Raw genomic sequence first — 16,350 nt, forward strand, 5'->3', positions numbered from 1 at the left:
CTTACAGGTCTTCATCTGTCGGAACTGCACGGAAGAACTGACGTAAGCTCTTGACGAATCCCCAGAATGTCAGAGCCCAGGCCAAGATGGCTGCAAAAATGAAAAGACGGGGAATGGGCATCAAGAATTCCAAGCCATTCACCCTGGCCAGTTGAAACGTACAGGTGGTGTACATTCCCAGGGGGAACACCATGCTCCAATACGAAGGATCATAGGCAAATCCTCCGTGATGGATCACGAAACGCCATATTCCCAGAAGGACCAGCAAGGGGATCCACCATGTGGCGGTCGTCCAGAAAAAAAGTGTGAATCCGGTAGTGAAGGGGAGGATGCTCATCAAAAAGGGGGACCCGGAACTGTTGGCGATGAGTGTCGTTCCCGCCAGGGTCGTTATTGCAACGGCTCCCATGTTGATCCAATAAGGGTGTCCGAGACTTTGTGGTGTCAGCTCAAAAAACATGAAACGGTAAAAAATGAGCGCGATGATGAGCAGGTAAAGCATGCATCCCGTAAGGAACATGCACAGAGAGAAGAAAAGCCACACATTGCGAGCCTGACCCGCCTCCTGGGCAAGGATTCCACTCAACACCGAAATGGATTGGGTGGCCACTGTAGCCACCAGCCACGTGCCGTTGATTCCAATCTCAAGAGTCGGTTTTTCTGGCTGGACCGTGAAAAGAGTGAATACCGTGTAGATGAGAACCACCCAAAAGATGATCCCAACCCCCAGGAGAATCAGAGCGGGTTGTCGTGCATCCGCCAGGATCACGGCCTGGTTCCCCATAATCCCTGTACTGACGATGATGGTGAAAAAACCGGCCCCACGGTTGTGAGTTTTCAGGTCCTTCACAAAACGTTCGCGGTGGAGGATCAGCCGTGCGATGGTGAGTGCCCACAGGATGCAATACAGAAGGATATTCAGGTAGAACAGGGGAAATGCCAGGAGCTCATACCCCAGGAAGTGGCAGGCGATGGAGACAATTCCGGTAGCCATGACCATGGCAAAATAAGCGGGAGGGAAATCACGCAATGCCTCGGCAATCCGATTCCAGAGGGTGCTCCCTGCCCCTCTGCCGTCTGGTGGCGAGCTGAGCGCGTCCTTGGAGTTGCCGTGGTAGTCCGTAGGCATGGTAATCTTTGGTGTCCTCCTCCCCTCGATCGGCTTGTGATGCCCCTCTTCCAGCGGTTGTTCGAGCAGGCTCTGCGCAGTGTTTTCTGAAGACGAGATAGTTTCTGAAAAGATAAGGGATTGGAATACTCCATATGTGGATCAGGCGGGTGAAGGGGGAGAGGGCGAAGAGAGTAAACGCCAGCAGGATGTGCAGCTTGTAAGACCAGGGTACATCATACAGGAGCCCTGGTTCGGGAGTGAGAGTGACGATTCCCCGGATCCAGGGAGCGACAGTGTCCAGGACGTAATAATGTCCAAAAAAGACGTTGTAGGTGCCCACACCGATGACCAGCAGGAGAAGCAAGGATTTGGGGCGCAACGAGGGTTGATGCTTCCTCGACGGCGAATCGATGAGATCTTTATAATTGTACGTCCAGGGCTCATAGTAATCATCGATGGAAGGCAGGTTCGGATTGTGGAAAATCTTCAAAAGTTTGGAAGAACGGCCGCCGGCCAGAAGCTCCAGTCGGTCGTTCCTGATCGTCCAACCGCCTTTCCAGTTCTCCCGGCTTTCCCACCGTTTGGGATAGCCTATTCCCGGTTTGGTTTCCACATTGTTGTACCAGATATATTCAGCGCCCTGCCTGTTGGTTCATACATTTTTGCAGGGGATGCTGCAGGTGTGGCAGCCGAGGCATCTGTCGAGATTCATGACCATGGCCAGCTGAGCTCTAACCTTCATACCAGTTCACCTCCTCCGCCTTTCGCACGATAATGACTTCATCGCGCTGAGCTCCCGTCGGTCCGTAGTAATTGAATCCGTAGCTCAACTGAGCATAGCCTCCAATCATCTGGGTCGGCTTCACTTGGAATGGGGCGTCAGATAATTGAGGATGATTTCCCTGCCCTTTTGGCGAGGTGCTTGTACATCGGTCGATCCGAGGGCGCGCATGTCCAGCGGAGGCCGGTAGAGGGGAAGCCCTTCCCCGAACTGCAGCATCCAGTCGTGATCCAGATAAAAGTGGGCCCGGCCCGTCAGCGTACGGAAAGGAATCTTCTCCTCTTTCGCCGGGGGAATCATGGAGGAGGGGCGTCGCCACGAGGTCCTTACGCTGTCCCAAATGCTGTTCCGCAAGGTGAGAAAAGGTTTTTGCGATGGCCTTGAACTGGTCCCAATTGGTTTTGGTTTCCCAGGGAGGGTCGATGGCAGGATTGAAAGGATGGATGAAAGGGTGCATGTCCGTGGTACTCAGGTCGTGCATTTCGTACCATCCGGCTGCGGGCAGCACGATGTCGGCGTAGAGAGCGCTGGTGCTCATGCGCAGCTCCGTCGTCACCAGGAGATCCAGCTTTCCATGAGGAGAGGCATCTCCAGCGGTCATCGTTTCCGGTGCCTTGTATAGGGCCTCCTCATTCATGACGGCGTGGTCTGCCCCCAGGAGGTGATCGAGGAAATATTCATGCCCCTTGCCGCTCGCTCCCAACAGGTTGGCGCGCCATAGAAAAAGAATTCGCGGGATATTGGCCGGGTGGCAGGGGTCCTCGACGGCGAATTTGAGATCCCCATTGCGGAGCTTTTCTACCGTCCGAGCTTTAATGGACGCGTCGTCCGCGGCACCGTCGGCCAATGCGTCCTCACAGATCTTCAGAGGGTTTGCGTTGAACTGTGGGTAGGACGGCAGCCAGCCAAGGCGTGCGGCGAGGACGTTGAAGTCTGCCGGGTGCTCCAGTCTGTCCGAGGATGGGTGGACGGGTGATCGGAGGGCCGATAAATCGAGGTTTTCATACCGCCAATGGTCTGTGGCCATGTAATAGAAAGAGGTGCCGTTTTGCACCGCCATCCCCAGGTCCGATGCCCGTAGAAAGCGATGTGAAGCGTACCGGTCGCCATTCTTTCGGAGCAGGACAAGGAAAGGCAGATCCGTGAAGCGTGCGCCATATACGGTCCGGACCGTAGTCTTGAATGGTTGCAACCAGGGCGGCGGCGATGATCAAATTGGCCTCCTCCCACGATACGCGTATGAACCCGCCTTTGCCCCGCGCCTCCCGGTAGCGCTTCGCCCTTTGAGGATCGCCGACGATACTCTTCCATGCGGCCACAGGGTCATTCCGGTCCTTCAGTGCCTCATGCCACAATTCCAGCAGAGCGGCTCGAACATAGGGGTATTTTACCCTGACAGGACTGTAGACATACCAGGAGAAGGTGGCTCCCCGCGGGCATCCCCTGGGTTCGTAGGCTGGAAGATCGACGCCTACCTGGGGATAGTCCAGCTTTTGGGTCTCCCAAACGATCATTCCGTCTTTGACGTATACATTCCAGGAGCAGGAGCCCGTGCAGTTGACCCCGTGCGTGGATCGAACAACCTTATCGTACTGCCAGCGCCTGCGGTAAAGGTCTTCCCATTCCCTTCCTCCGCAGCGATCTTCCACCCAATTCCGAGAGGGACCGGCGTCACGATCGTTTTCCTTTTCCTGGGTCTTTCGAAAAAAACGCAATGAAGACAGAAACTCTTTGTGTTTCATCCAATTCCCTCTCGAGAAATGTCGCCTGGGATTTTGTGTCGAGGCACGGGCCAGGTGATGGCATCTTCGGCTCGCATCAAAGGGATCAAATCCAGAATTCCGGGTATCTCCTGGTCTTGGGGATATTGTTGACAATCAAGGCCACAAGCAGGAGGATGGCGGCCCCTGCCGTCACAGGAATGAGGGCATAAATATAGCCGAGACGGTGTACCTGGTCGCCGCCGATGACCGCGATGAGGGCTGTCGCTCCTCCCGGCGGGTGCAGTGTTTTGGTGGCGTGCATGGCTGCGATGGCTGTGGCTACCCCAACCGCAGCCGCCAGCCACATCCAGGGATGCAGGAGCTTGTATGCAGAAACGCCGATGAGGGCTGAAATGAGGTGCCCGCCCATGAGGTTGGGAGGCTGTGCCAGGGGGCTCTTGGTGGCCCCGAAAATGAGGACGGCAGAGGCACCGAAGGAGCCGATGATGAGCATGAGATCGGTGCCTTTAAAAAAATGGTCATTGAGATAGCCGACAGCGGCGATTCCCAGAACGCTTCCTATCCAGGACCAGAAGATCTCGCGAAAGCCCACTCTGGGAGGACTCTGGGTGCTTCCTTTCATCTTTTTCAGGTATTCCATGAGCAAGTCCTGCCTCTCATTGTGGCATTCACGATGTCGCTTCGTGCGATGATCCCTGCCAGTCGACCGTCGGGGTCCGTCACCGGCAGCCTGTTGATTCCCTTTTGAGTGAGCAATTCCACGATCTCACCCAGGAAGGCATCTTCTGAGACCGTGACGGCGGGAGAGGTCATCACCTCGCCGGCTTTCAGCTTCCGGACAGGAACAGCCATGCAGCCTCCCGCATGGAGACAGCGCTGCAGGGCAGCCATGAAATTTCCCGTTTTCTCACCCAGGAATTGAAAGAGAATGTCCTTCTCTGAAATGACCCCCAGGACCTTTCCCTCGGAATCCAATACGGGTACACCGGAAACCCCGTGCTCACTCATGACTTCAACGACGTCGGCCAGGGGGTTCTCGGGTTGCACGGAGACGACCTTCGTCGCCATAATATCCCGAGCGGATACGGACCGGGCGAATCGCTCCATGGCATGCCTGTACGCAATACAGTACAGTTCCTTGAAATCTCCTGGAGTAATATCGATATATCCCGAAATGGACTTCATGGCCTCGTAGATATCGGCATCGGTCAATCCCACTCCGGATAAATCCACCTCTGTGCTTTCTGTTCTCTTTTTCATGGCATGGCTCTTTCCAATACAGCTGCTTTCTACGGGTGTAGATAGAGGCCTTTTAAATTGTCCAACATGAGGTGAAACTGTTCATGCCTGCCGACACCGATCTTTTCGTTTTCGATTCGCTCGAATCCGTCGGACAGTTCGGCCTGCTTCGCCTCCGAAAGCTCTCGTTCGGCCAGAGGAAACAGGACATTGTTCTCTTTTTCGATGTGCAGGCCCAACAGAGCAACGTATTCTCTTGCATCCCGATTAAAATCGACAGAGGTCCCAGGCTCCCCCGGCCTGTGTGCCGAAAACGATTTACTCATCCTCTGAACACATTCGCGTCCCTGTTGATGCTCTTTCAGCAAGACACCGATGGGGCCGCCCTCCACTTTAACTCCTACCTGCTCCAAAGCGGGGAAAAGCAGCTCTTCTTCTTTGCCGTGATGGCATTTGTCCACAAACACCGAAAAAAATTCCAAGAGCTGAGCGACGGCATCGCCGACGCCGGGATCTCCCTGCCGCTCCATTCTCGTACAAATCTCTTCGAGCACCCTGAGTGTCAGCTTTACGGCCTCATGCTCCATTCTGAGCTCTTCCACAGGCTTCATGATCAATCCCCTTTCTTCATTTTAGCGAACCAGGGCAAAACAATACGGAACCTCAATCCATGCTGCTGCTGGATGGGTTCCGGCATTCACATTCCAACACCAGGGAGAGGCCCGAAGTCCTCCCCCTGTATGGCAGGTTAACCCAGGATGGCTTTCAAGTCTTCATCGGGTGTGCTGATGGGCATGATGTTAAAATTTTTCACTAAAACATCCAGCACGTTCGGCGTAACGAACGCCGGCAGGGATGGGCCAAGCCGGATGTTCTTGATGCCGAGGTGGAGGAGCGTCAGCAGGATGGCCACGGCCTTTTGCTCATACCATGAAAGCACCAGGGAGAGAGGAAGGTCATTCACTCCCACGTTGAAGGCCTTGGAGAGTGCCACGGCGATCTGGATGGCCGAATACGCGTCGTTGCACTGCCCCACATCCATGAGCCGCGGGAGCCCCCCGATGGTTCCCAGGTCTTTATCGAAGAAGCGAAACTTGCCGCAGGCAAGGGTCAGCACGACGCAGTCCTGGGGAACCTTTTCCACGAATTCCGTGTAATAGTTGCGGCCGGGCTTTGCTCCGTCACAGCCGGCCACCAGGAAGAAGTGCCGGATCGCCTTGTTTTTGACGGCATCGATCACCTTGTCGGCAACACTCATGACGGTGTTGCGCCCGAAACCCACCATGACTTCCTTGCCGTTGGAGTTTTCCTGGAAACCTGGAAGCTCCAGGGCCTTTTGGATGACGGGGGAGAAGTTGCGATCGGCGATATGGGGGACTCCCGGCCAACCCACCAGGCCCGAGGTGAAAATGTTCTTCGTATAACTCTCCTGAGGTCGCTGGATGCAGTTGGTCGTCATGAGGATGGCGCCGGGGAACTGACCAAACTCCTTTTGCTGGTTCTGCCAAGCCGTTCCATAGTGGCCGTAGAAATGGGGATATTTCTTCAGCTCGGGATAGCCATGGGTGGGGAGCATCTCACCGTGGGTATAGATATCGATCCCCTTGCCCTCCGTCTGCTCGAGGAGCTCTGCGAGGTCCTTGAGGTCATGGCCGGAGACGAGGATCGCCTTACCTTTTCTGTGCCCCAGGGGAACTTTCGTCGGAACGGGATGCCCATAGGTCCCCGTATTGCCCGCATCCAGAAGATCCATGGCTCTCAGATTGACTTCACCACACTTGAGGGTCAGCCCTACCCAGGCATTGAGGTCAAGGTCCTTTTTCATCATGGCAGCGAGGGCTTCATGGACAAATGCGTAAACGGAATCGTCCTCCTGCCCCAGGATCTGGGCATGGTCCGCATAGGCGCAGACTCCCCTCAGACCGAAGAGGACGGTGTGCTGCAGGGAGAGGATGTCCGCATTTACGCTGGGGTCGGGTTTGACGCCGACCTTTTCTCCCTGGGCCACCATGCCCTCGAGAGTCGATTCCAGCTGGAAATTGGCCGCATCGTCGGCAAAATCCGTCTTCCCGCCTGCTGCCTTGACTTTGGCTTTGAGGCTGTCTCTCAACGCCACCACTCGTTTGAGGAAATTCATCAGATCCGCGGGATCGAAGTTGACATTGGTCAGTGTCGAGAACATGGCTTCACAGGTGGAAACATTGACTTCGCCATCGACGACGCCGACTTTTCGCCCTTCCACAGCATAAAGGGCGAGTCCTTTCAAGGCATGGGTCAGAAGGTCCTGGAGTGCTGCAACGTCGGGCTGTTTCCCGCACACACCGATTTTTACACAGCCTTCGCCTTTTGCCGTCTGCTCACATTGGTAGCAAAACATGTCCATTTTCTCCTTTTTGTCTTGGGTTGTTACAGAGGAGCGCCCGGTTTTTTGAACGGGAACCGAAAGCCCGGCGCCCATCCCCTTCAGGGGTGCCATTGAATTTAACGTGCATCGCTCAGGCAATGATCCAGACCGAGGATTCGATCCCAGCGATTAAAACCATTGTGGGCAAAAGCCGTCACAATCCTCCATACATCATGGGCGGATAGCTTCTGCAAAGATGGACCAACCTTTTTCCACCTGTTTTTTGGCGTCAAATTCGCCGTCGCTCAGGTGCCAGAGAATGGCGGTCGGCTGCAAAAGACCCAGGAACATGACAGCGAGTGCTTCTGGATCCAGCTCGGGCCGAATGGAACGGACCTGCTGGCCTTGGCGGAAAATGGATGCGAGCTCGGAGATGTATCTCATGATGATGTCTTTGAGCCTGGACCTGTGCTCAGATTTTCCTCCATAAATATCTTCAGAAAAGAGGATTCTCGGCATGGCACTGTGCCCCACAACGAGCTCCACATGAGCGGCCAGCAGCTGCTTGAGCTGGTCCAGTGGATGGGGCGTCATCGAGAGCACGGACCGAACATTCCCTAGAAGACGGTTTTGGAGGTGGTCCAGTACAGCCTCTATCACCTCATCCTTGTTTTTAAAATGATGATAAATGGCCGAGGGAGCGACACCCACCTGACGGGCGAGCCCGGCCATATTGAATCCCTTCATCCCTTGGCTGGCGATGAGCTCCACAGCAGCCTGAGCGATTTGTTCCCGGCGAATTTCCGTGGCGAATTTTTTAACGCTCATGTATACCCTCAACTGAATGTATATTCACATTAGCTAGGGCCAGTCCGCCTGTTTGTCAAGGTCGTACTCATCGGCAAGCAGGCCTGCACCCGTTGTGGAACATGCGGAAGCCTGCATCGCACCGACACCGAGTAGAGGTTGTCGTCACTTTACCTCTGGCAAAAGCGCAGGCATTTGACTTGAGTCAACCCCCCCGCAGAGTCGGTACGATATAGAAGGGACGAAAGCAACGGCTACAAAAATGCGAGACTGCCCTCCGAGGCGCCATGTTCTTGGAGGGGGTGACAATGTGGAGCTCGGGAAGTTGATGTGGTGTAAGAGGTTTTTTTGATCCGAATCATGATTCATTGGGAGGTTTCAGCTATGTCGTTTATGAAAATGATCAAAGATGGGTTGGCGAAGGCGTTTTCCAGGGGAGCAGAGGCAGGCGGCCAACAGGTGATGGAACGTAGTGAGCCCATGTTCTGTTACCAGTGTGAGCAGGCGGCAAAGGGTGAAGGGTGTACAAAGGTGGGGATATGCGGCAAGCAGCCGGAAGTCTCAGACCTTCAGGATCTTTTGATATACGCCCTCAAGGGACTCTCCATCTACGCTGTCGCGGGGAGAAAAGTCGGAGTGGTCGATCAAAAAGTCAACGTCTTCACCTGTGAAGCTCTTTTTTCTACTCTGACCAACGTCAATTTCGATCAGGAACGTGTGGCCGATCTTACCAGGCGGGCTGTCGCCATGCGTGACTCTTTGCGGGGAAAAGTGCAAGGGGCTGGGGGAGCGGTGGAGAGCTCCCACGACGCCGCAACGTTCAAGCTCGAGTCCACCATGGAAGGAATGGTTGCACAGAGTGCACGCGCGGGCCTCAAAGCCGACACGTCCATCAACCCCGACATCCTCTCTCTTGAGCATATTTTGCTTTTTGGTCTGAAGGGAGTGGCCGCCTATGCGGATCATGCCCACATCCTCGGCCAGGAAGATGACAGCGTCTATACATTCGTTCACGAAGGGCTCGCCTCTCTCACCAGGAGCGACCTTGGCCTGAACGATTGGGTAGGTCTGGTGCTCAAGTGTGGCGAGGTGAACCTGAGGGCTATGGAGCTCCTGGATTCGGGCAACACAGGGACCTACGGACACCCCGTTCCGACGAAAGTCCCCCTGGGGCACCGAAAGGGCAAAGCGATTCTTGTCTCCGGCCACGATCTGAAGGACCTCGCAGAGCTCCTCGAGCAGACGGAGGGCAAAGGGATCGATATCTATACCCATGGCGAGATGCTTCCCACCCATGGGTATCCCGAGCTGAAAAAATATCCCCATTTCTACGGCCACTATGGAACGGCCTGGCAGAATCAGCAGAAGGAGTTTGCCGCATTTCCGGGGGCGATTCTCATGACGACCAACTGCATCCAGAAGCCCCAGGGCTCCTACTCGGCCAATATCTTCACGACGGGACTCGTCGGATGGCCGGGAGTCGTGCATGTCCCCAACGGGAATTTTGCCCCGGTGATCAAACGTGCCCTCGAACTGCCGGGCTTTCAGGAAGACAGCAATGGGAAAGAGGTCATGGTCGGTTTCGGGCGCAACACCGTCATGAGCGTTGCCGATACGGTGATTGATGCCGTCAAGAATAAGGCGATCCGCCACTTTTTCCTGGTGGCCGGATGCGACGGGGCAAAGCCCGGCCGCAACTATTACACGGAATTCGTGGAAAAAGTCCCCCAGGACTGCGTCGTGCTGACCCTTGCCTGCGGCAAGTTCCGCTTCTTCGACAAAGACCTGGGAACCATCGGGGGCCTTCCCCGTCTCATGGATGTGGGGCAATGCAACGACGCGTATTCGGCCATCCAGATCGCAGTGGCGCTATCCAAGGCCTTCAACGTGGGAGTCAATGATCTGCCGCTTTCTCTGATCCTGTCTTGGTACGAACAGAAGGCTGTGGCGATCCTGCTCACGCTGCTCCATTTGGGGATCAAGAACATTCGACTGGGTCCATCGCTTCCGGCTTTCGTTACGCCGAACGTGCTGGATGTGCTGGTGAAAAACTTCAATATCATGCCGATTTCCACGCCGGATGAGGACCTCAAGGCGATCCTCGGTTAAGGGAGAACTCCGGGGCGGGTGCTGTCTTTCCGCACCTGCCCCGGAAGAGTAGAGCTTTCAATCCATTGAGGTCGTGAAATAAGACGATGGCGACCTTTCTCAGGCTCACGAGGTAAACCATGCTGCGCGTATTGCGTCACGACATTTTGGACCCCGCCAAATTCGTCATTACCCTGGAGCTCGTACCAGGCAGGGAGTCCAGGGGATTCAAGATCGATACCGTCCTGCAAATGGCCGCCGACGCCTATGCCGACGGACGCATTTCGGCCGTCTCCATTACGGACAATCCGGGAGGCAATCCCTCCCTCAGTCCCGATGGGCTCGGCAATGAGATCTTCCGTTTCGGAATGGACGTGATCATTCACTTTACCTGTCGAGATTCCAACCGCATCGGCATGGAAAGTCGGGCCTGGCAGCTGGACCGGCTGGGAATGAAAAACATTCTGGCACTGACAGGAGATTATTCCGGCACCGGTTTTGGGGGAATGGGCAAGCCCGTGTTCGATCTCGATTCCGTGAATCTCATTTGCGCCCTGAACATGATGAGCAGAAAAGTGGAAGAGCGCGGCGATCCCGAAAGCTTTCTCATTGGGTGTGCCGTCTCACCCTTCAAAAGTACCGAGGCCGAAACCTTTGCGCAGTATGCCAAGCTCTGCCGGAAGGTCTCCGCCGGGGCACATTTCGTCATCACTCAACTGGGCTACGATGCTCGAAAGTTTCAGGAGCTCTTGCAGATCCAACGTGACTTCGGGATTCAAATCCCCACCCTGGCGTCCATATACCACCTGACCCCGGCTGTCGCTCAAATCATGAACAGCGGTAAGATCCCGGGTGTGGTCGTCACCGACAAGCTGCTCAAGCTGGTGAAGGACGAATGGCGCAACAAGCATGCAGGACGCAAGGCTGCAATCGAGCGCTCGGCGCGGCTGATCGCTGTCGTCAAGGGGATGGGGTATCGTGGAGTTCACGTCAGCGGTGTTCACCAGAGCTTTGAGACGGTGGCCCAAATCCTGGACCGGTCGGTGGAAATAGAGTCCCGATGGGAAGAGTTTGTACGCGACTTCGATTTTCCTCAAGAAAACGGCTTCTATGTCTATAAGAAAGATCCCACGACAGGACTTTCGACCAACGCACTCCATCCCTTCAGCGGCACATCCTCCCGGCTGGAACGGATCGGCTACCAGTGGTTCAAGCATACCCACGATTTCCTCTTCGCTTTCGACAGTCCTTTGGCGCGCGGACTGCGCATTGTGGCGAGCGAGATGGACAAGAGAAGGGCGGGACATCTCGTGATGCGAGTGGTGGAAGATTCGACGAAGACACTACTCCTCAGCTGCCGACGCTGCGGGGATTGCGCCATTCAGCACGTTGCGTTTCTTTGCCCGGAATCCCAGTGCCCCAAGCACATTCGCAACGGTCCATGCGGCGGGAGCCGCGACGGCCGATGTGAAGTGCGTCCGGAGCGGCATTGCGTCTGGTTCAGGGCCTACAATCGACTGGCGGCGGTCGGTGCGACGAAAGAGCTGGCATTCGGTTGCGTCCCGCCCCGCATGTGGGAGCTCAATCGGACATCCTCGTGGCTCAACTTTCACATGCGGCGTGATCACCAGAGCATGGGGATCGAGATCTCCAACACATGCAGTGGGCCTCGCAGTGAAATTCCGGCAGCCTTCCAGGCCGGCAGGAGTGGTCCAGGGGCGAGTCTGCATGACGGCGAGCAGGAAGAAGCCGGGGCTGAAACGGGAGGAGTCGCCCGAAAGACATGATTCAAAGTTGGACCACCCTCTCATTCACCCGCTGATTTCATGGGGACGATTTTTCCATTCTCGACGATTCTGTAAAATCGTCCCCGCCACTCCACTTTTTTTCCCACCAGGCTCACCATCCATACGGCAAAACTGAAAATGCCCCGCAGGGGCAGGAGGTGAAAGTTCCGGGCCAGGATACGGTCGCCCAGCATCTGCACCCCCACGGTCCAGGCCATGGCCAGCCGGGCCGAAACGGCCAGGACGAAGAAACCGAGGCTGGAGGGAGATCCGCCGTGCACGAGAGCGTTGAGGATGGCGAGTACTGTTCCATGGGTCACGAGGGAACCCGTATGACCCCACGGACGGCAGGCTCGGATCCCCCGAGCCCAGCGAACCTGGTGCCGGAACATCTTGCGCATGCCTGACGGGGGCAGGAAGGTTTCCACCGTGTAGGGAAGGAGGCGAATTTCAAATCCAGCCTTCCAGAGGAGATTTCCCAGCATGAAATCGTCCGCCAGGTAATGGGCGATGGCTTCAAATCCCCCGATGGCTTCCAGCTTCTCACGTGTGAGGGCCATGGTGGCGCCCAGGGCAAAGGACATCCCTTCGGCCAGCCGTGCGGCCAGGACCCCGGGAGCGAATTCCGCGGTGATGCCCAGGGCTTCAATCTTCGCTGCCAAAGAGGGGGCTTCACCGGTCCGGTAGAAAGTTGTCACGAGGCCGACCCGTTCATCCTGGGTGGGGGGAATGAGTGTCACCAGGTAATCGGGCTTCACGCGAATGTCGCTGTCCACGATGACCAGCACGTCATACTTGGCTTTTGCGAGCATGTTGTGGAGATTGTTCACCTTGGGATTGACGCCGATGCATCGGGAATCGATCACCAGGTCCATGTCTGCCTGTGGAAAGTCCGCCATAAGCTTTCGAACGACCTCGATGGATGAATCTTCGGGGTGCTGAACGCCGAAAACGATCTGGTAGGCTGGGTATTCCTGCCGGCAGAAGGATGCGTAATTTTCATACGCCTTGAAATCCGAGCCGCAGAGGGGGATCAAGAGGGTGGCCGGTGGGAAGACTCCTACCGGAGTGGACGGTTTCGCCGCGAAAAATCTCCTGGCCGCAGCAATGCAAAGACAATAGTAGAGAATGGAGCACGAGGTCAGGGCGGTAAGCAAAAGGTCGATCCATCCGGGTCCCATGGCGGTAAGCTCCACGAATCGGGCCGTCAAGGAAGGCAAATGAGGGCCACTCCCACGCACACCAGGACGGTCCCCGCCCATCGCAGCCGGCTGATTCGCTCTCCCAGTATGAATTTTGCGCCGAGTATGCTCACCACATAGTACACAGACGTCGCCGGCACAACGAAGCTCATGTCCGCCCATGTGAGAACAGCCAGGAAAGAAAAAAAGCTGATGGCCAGGGAAAAAACCCCCAGGAGGAAATCCCTGTTGGTGATGATCTGAAGCCCGATGGTGAGGAGCTTCCGGGGATGCAGAGTGCTCACTTCCCCGATGCATTTCATTCCCCGGGATATGAGAACATCTCCCGCGGCGTTGGAAAGTACGATGATCGTGATCATGACGGCAGTCAGCATGTGAGGATTCCTTCAGACGGTTGTCAGCGGGCCGGGGATCGTTGTATCGGGTTGTCTGCCGCTGCCGTGCGCCTGGATCCTGTCCGGGACACCAGGATGACTCCCAGAAAGATGAACCCCGTGCCCAGCCACCGCATGGAAGAGACGGGTTCGTCGAGAAATTGATGGGCGAGAGCGACATTGACGATGTATCCGAACGAAATGACCGGAATGACGAAGCTCAGGTCCGCCCAGGAGAGGGCAGCGGCAAAAAGAATGAAAAAGAGGATCAGCAGGAGAGTCCCCAGCCAGAGGGTGGGATCTCCCATGGCATGCAGGATCATCCTGAGAAAAAACCCATTTTCGGTGGAGCTTAGGGCGGCGATGTTTTTCATTCCTTTGCTGAGGCAGGTGTTTCCAATGGCCTGAGCCAGGATAGCCAGTGTCAAAACAATGGGGGTTTTCATTTCTCCGTGTCCACTTGTTGGGTCGATGGAAGATCAGTGCAGCGCTGCAAGCCGGGAAGCTTCAGCCCCTTTCAGCAAGTCCCGATAGACGCTCCGCCGGATTCCCAGTTCCTCCATCCGCCGCAGTAGGCTGCCGTTCATGAGGATGTCGAATTCCCGAGCACACTGGGCCTCCCGGGGATGAAGGGCCGTTCCGGCAGGATAGACGGCGGGATGGAAATAAATCTCACTGGTGGTTCCGGGTTGAAGGCTCTGGATGACGGAGACGACATAGCGCTCATCCATCCTGCCGCTCATGAGGTGGCCATATACCCGGTCGGTGAAGACAAAATCGTGATGGCGAAGCCTTTTCCGCATGGTCCGCGTGAGGAGATCAAAAATAAATGTTACGACCGCCTTTCCGAGCAATCCTCCTGTTTCTGTCCGGAGGGAAGCGCCCAGATCCTCCCGGGGCACACGCATGCAGCGTATCCCGAATTGCTCTCCCAGCTCCAAAGCTGCATCGAAAATAACCGGATGTACATGCATGTGGAGATGGCTGTCGACGTGTGAGCAGGTCAGCCCAGTCGCTGCGAAGCGCTCGAACTGGGCCTGCAGCTCCTGCCGCAGTTCCCGACGTGCCGCGGAGAGAAAATAGTATTTCAGCCCGCTCCAGGTGGGGTTCCGACGGAAATACCCCTGAAGGTCCACCAGATGGGGAATCGCCCGGTGCGGGAGCACAGCCCGTCCCATGACGGTCACAAGGTGTATCCCCACTGCGAGGCCGGGGTGATCCTTAGCGCCCAGGACGGCATCCTGGAAGGCTTCGCCTCCCACCATCAGGCTGCAGCTGGTGAGAAGCCCTTCCCGGTAAGCGCGGAGTACCGCTGCATTGACTTCCCGTGATGCGCCAAAGTCATCGGCATGGATGATCAGCCGGGGCTTCTCTGCCTTCTTCGTCCGAGCAATCATCAGGAGTACTTTGAGACTCTCGCCTTCATGCGGGAGCCTTGCTGCGCGTAAATATCTTTCTCTTGGCCCTCAGGCGCAGGTATTCTCGCGCTTCATTGTAAAGTCTCGCCCGGTCGTTTCTGTCGGAAAGAGCCCGCCGCACGATCCGGAAAATCACGCGCGGTCTGAAATAGTAGCGGCCGTAAAAATCCTCCACTGCCTGCACGATTTCCTGGCGATTCAGCCCCGGGTAGCGGAGGTTCGGGAGCTGGTGCCCCATTTCGTCGGCGATGCTGTCGTTCGTCAGGTAGCCCTCTCGGGTGACATATTCGTAAAACTCCGTTCCCGGGAAGGCGTGGGCAATGGAGACCTGGATGGTTTCCGGATCCAGCTGCTCGGCGAACCGCATGGTTTGCTGTATGCTCTCTCGCGTCTCTCCCGGCAGTCCAATGATGAAATCCCCATGAACCGTCAGCCCCAGGCTTTTGCAGTTTTTCATGAAGGTGACGGCCTGTTCTACCGTCGCGCCCTTCTTGATGTTTTTTAGAATCGTGGGATTTCCCGATTCAAACCCTACGACAAGGAGTCGGCATCCCGCATCCTTCATAGCCTTGAGCATATCGTAATCGGCATGGACGCGGCAGTTGCAGGACCAGGTAAAGTTCAGCGGCTTCAGATGCCTGCAGATATCAAGCACCCTTGACTTTCCCCAGGCGAAGGTGTCGTCGTCAAAAAAGTACTCTTTGACGCTGGGAAAAAGCTCGAAAGCACGCCGGAGCTCCGCCACGACATTCTCGCTGCTGCGCGTCCGCCAGGGGTGGCCGCTGAAGGTCTGCGGCCAAAGGCAGAAGGTACACTGCGCAGGGCACCCGCGTGAGGTATAAAGTGAAATGAAAGGGTGATGGAGGAAGGGAATATTATACCTGGTGACATCCAGGTCTCGCTTGTAGATGTCCACAACGAACGGCAGAGCATCCAAGTCCCGGCCCGTGAGCGGCGTGCGGTCCGGGTTGTGGACGATCTGCCCGCTTTTTCTATAGCTGATGCCCAGTATGTCCCCCAACTCCCTGCCCTGGGCAAATTCCGTGACGGAATAATCGAATTCCCTGCGCGCCACGAAATCGATGGCGGTCGAGGCCTGGAGGGTCTCGGCAGGCTGTATGGAGACCGGGGGGCCTACAAAGGCGATCTTGATTTGGGGATGGGTATCCTTGATCTGTTTCGCAAGATGTACATCCTTGGCGAAGCCCACCGTGCTGGTAAAAAGGACCAGGAAGTCGAAATCTCGAGCGATGCGAATGGTTTCGTCCGGAGTTACGCCGTGGGGAGGCGCATCCAGCAGTCTGCTGTTCCCGATGAGCGCAGCGGGATAGGCCAGCCAGGCCGGGTACCAGAAAGAGAGTATTTCTCGCCGTGCGGGCCAGCGTGCGCCGGCGCCGCCATCGAAGTTCTCAAACGATGGGGGATTGAGCAGAAGGGTCTTCATGAAATCTCCGTTTTCATTTCAAAGATGCAGA

14 protein-coding genes and 2 pseudogenes are annotated in these 16,350 nt (G+C 56.1%); 2 read left to right on the plus strand and 14 right to left on the minus strand.

The genetic code is table 11. The features are described from left to right. Nucleotide 1 precedes the first annotated feature (1 nt). The 9 genes and pseudogenes from MWC30_RS07865 to MWC30_RS07910 all read right to left on the minus strand — a co-directional run bounded on the left by MWC30_RS07865 (nt 2) and on the right by MWC30_RS07910 (nt 8,027). Nucleotides 2–1,129, minus strand: coding sequence for a tellurite resistance/C4-dicarboxylate transporter family protein (locus MWC30_RS07865; RefSeq protein WP_244083618.1), 1,128 nt, complete (start codon nt 1,127–1,129; stop codon nt 2–4). Continuing rightward, the gene (locus MWC30_RS07870) at nt 1,023–1,490 is read right to left on the minus strand and encodes a respiratory nitrate reductase subunit gamma (RefSeq protein ID WP_270049406.1); all 468 of its coding nucleotides are present in this window, start codon (nt 1,488–1,490) and stop codon (nt 1,023–1,025) included. The genes MWC30_RS07865 and MWC30_RS07870 overlap by 107 nt, the downstream gene beginning before the upstream one ends. Next, a pseudogene (narH, locus tag MWC30_RS22905) lies at nt 1,473–1,853 on the minus strand (nitrate reductase subunit beta); the annotation flags it as partial. The pseudogene narH and the gene MWC30_RS07870, both read right to left, overlap by 18 nt. Then, nucleotides 1,843–3,634 (minus strand): annotated as a pseudogene (locus MWC30_RS22910) (molybdopterin-dependent oxidoreductase). The pseudogenes narH and MWC30_RS22910, both read right to left, overlap by 11 nt. 85 nt (nt 3,635–3,719) lie before the next feature. Continuing rightward, on the minus strand, nt 3,720–4,256 hold the full coding sequence (locus tag MWC30_RS07890; protein WP_244083621.1) for an HPP family protein: 537 nt from the start codon (nt 4,254–4,256) through the stop codon (nt 3,720–3,722). Then, nucleotides 4,244–4,876 carry a CBS domain-containing protein gene (locus tag MWC30_RS07895; RefSeq protein ID WP_244083622.1) on the minus strand — a complete coding sequence of 211 codons (633 nt, stop codon included), beginning with the start codon at nt 4,874–4,876 and terminating at the stop codon, nt 4,244–4,246. Before MWC30_RS07895 ends, MWC30_RS07890 begins: the two co-directional genes overlap by 13 nt. Before the next feature lie 29 nt (nt 4,877–4,905). Next, nucleotides 4,906–5,466 carry a hemerythrin domain-containing protein gene (locus tag MWC30_RS07900; RefSeq protein ID WP_244083623.1) on the minus strand — a complete coding sequence of 187 codons (561 nt, stop codon included), beginning with the start codon at nt 5,464–5,466 and terminating at the stop codon, nt 4,906–4,908. Between the two features lie 137 nt (nt 5,467–5,603). Then, nucleotides 5,604–7,232, minus strand: coding sequence for a hydroxylamine reductase (gene hcp, locus MWC30_RS07905; protein WP_244083624.1), 1,629 nt, complete (start codon nt 7,230–7,232; stop codon nt 5,604–5,606). A gap of 198 nt (nt 7,233–7,430) precedes the next feature. Beyond that, nucleotides 7,431–8,027, minus strand: a complete 597-nt coding sequence (locus MWC30_RS07910; protein WP_244083625.1) for a TetR/AcrR family transcriptional regulator — start codon at nt 8,025–8,027, stop codon at nt 7,431–7,433. 459 nt (nt 8,028–8,486) lie between these two features. Between MWC30_RS07910 and hcp (MWC30_RS07915) the strand changes: the two genes are divergently transcribed. Together hcp (MWC30_RS07915) and MWC30_RS07920 are read left to right on the plus strand one after the other, a co-directional pair. Next, nucleotides 8,487–10,115: a hydroxylamine reductase gene (gene hcp / locus MWC30_RS07915; RefSeq protein ID WP_368860819.1), complete on the plus strand. Its 1,629-nt coding sequence runs from the start codon at nt 8,487–8,489 to the stop codon at nt 10,113–10,115. Between the two features lie 119 nt (nt 10,116–10,234). Next, nucleotides 10,235–11,881 carry a methylenetetrahydrofolate reductase C-terminal domain-containing protein gene (locus MWC30_RS07920; RefSeq protein ID WP_244083627.1) on the plus strand — a complete coding sequence of 549 codons (1,647 nt, stop codon included), beginning with the start codon at nt 10,235–10,237 and terminating at the stop codon, nt 11,879–11,881. 20 nt (nt 11,882–11,901) lie between these two features. Here the strand turns inward: MWC30_RS07920 and hpnI are convergent, their stop codons facing one another. The 5 genes from hpnI to hpnJ are packed head-to-tail and all read right to left on the minus strand — an operon-like array spanning nt 11,902 to nt 16,319. Further along, entirely contained in the window at nt 11,902–13,062 is a 1,161-nt protein-coding gene (gene hpnI, locus MWC30_RS07925; protein WP_244083628.1) for a bacteriohopanetetrol glucosamine biosynthesis glycosyltransferase HpnI, read from the minus strand. Nucleotides 13,063–13,088: 26 nt separating this feature from the next. Next, nucleotides 13,089–13,457: an EamA family transporter gene (locus MWC30_RS07930; protein WP_244083629.1), complete on the minus strand. Its 369-nt coding sequence runs from the start codon at nt 13,455–13,457 to the stop codon at nt 13,089–13,091. Nucleotides 13,458–13,480: 23 nt separating this feature from the next. Beyond that, nucleotides 13,481–13,903 carry an EamA family transporter gene (locus MWC30_RS07935; protein ID WP_244083630.1) on the minus strand — a complete coding sequence of 141 codons (423 nt, stop codon included), beginning with the start codon at nt 13,901–13,903 and terminating at the stop codon, nt 13,481–13,483. A gap of 33 nt (nt 13,904–13,936) precedes the next feature. Then, entirely contained in the window at nt 13,937–14,854 is a 918-nt protein-coding gene (hpnK, locus tag MWC30_RS07940) for a hopanoid biosynthesis-associated protein HpnK (RefSeq protein WP_244083631.1), read from the minus strand. A 25-nt stretch (nt 14,855–14,879) separates the two neighbouring features. Next, nucleotides 14,880–16,319 carry a hopanoid biosynthesis associated radical SAM protein HpnJ gene (hpnJ, locus tag MWC30_RS07945; protein ID WP_244083632.1) on the minus strand — a complete coding sequence of 480 codons (1,440 nt, stop codon included), beginning with the start codon at nt 16,317–16,319 and terminating at the stop codon, nt 14,880–14,882. Between the last annotated feature and the right edge of the window lie 31 nt (nt 16,320–16,350).

This window comes from Desulforhabdus sp. TSK, assembly GCF_022836495.1.
GTDB lineage: Bacteria > Desulfobacterota > Syntrophobacteria > Syntrophobacterales > Syntrophobacteraceae > Desulforhabdus.

Bases quoted from the DNA above. Each gene is read 5' to 3' on its own strand.
- MWC30_RS07930 (WP_244083629.1), bottom strand. From the start codon at position 13,457: ATGCTGACTGCCGTCATGATCACGATCATCGTACTTTCCAACGCCGCG.
- MWC30_RS07900 (WP_244083623.1), bottom strand. From the start codon at position 5,466: ATGAAGCCTGTGGAAGAGCTCAGAATGGAGCATGAGGCCGTAAAGCTG.
- hcp (WP_368860819.1), top strand. From the start codon at position 8,487: ATGTTCTGTTACCAGTGTGAGCAGGCGGCAAAGGGTGAAGGGTGTACA.
- hcp (WP_244083624.1), bottom strand. From the start codon at position 7,232: ATGTTTTGCTACCAATGTGAGCAGACGGCAAAAGGCGAAGGCTGTGTA.
- MWC30_RS07890 (WP_244083621.1), bottom strand. From the start codon at position 4,256: ATGGAATACCTGAAAAAGATGAAAGGAAGCACCCAGAGTCCTCCCAGA.
- MWC30_RS07865 (WP_244083618.1), bottom strand. From the start codon at position 1,129: ATGCCTACGGACTACCACGGCAACTCCAAGGACGCGCTCAGCTCGCCA.
- MWC30_RS07935 (WP_244083630.1), bottom strand. From the start codon at position 13,903: ATGAAAACCCCCATTGTTTTGACACTGGCTATCCTGGCTCAGGCCATT.
- MWC30_RS07910 (WP_244083625.1), bottom strand. From the start codon at position 8,027: ATGAGCGTTAAAAAATTCGCCACGGAAATTCGCCGGGAACAAATCGCT.
- hpnI (WP_244083628.1), bottom strand. From the start codon at position 13,062: ATGGGACCCGGATGGATCGACCTTTTGCTTACCGCCCTGACCTCGTGC.
- MWC30_RS07895 (WP_244083622.1), bottom strand. From the start codon at position 4,876: ATGAAAAAGAGAACAGAAAGCACAGAGGTGGATTTATCCGGAGTGGGA.
- hpnK (WP_244083631.1), bottom strand. From the start codon at position 14,854: ATGATTGCTCGGACGAAGAAGGCAGAGAAGCCCCGGCTGATCATCCAT.
- hpnJ (WP_244083632.1), bottom strand. From the start codon at position 16,319: ATGAAGACCCTTCTGCTCAATCCCCCATCGTTTGAGAACTTCGATGGC.
- MWC30_RS07920 (WP_244083627.1), top strand. From the start codon at position 10,235: ATGCTGCGCGTATTGCGTCACGACATTTTGGACCCCGCCAAATTCGTC.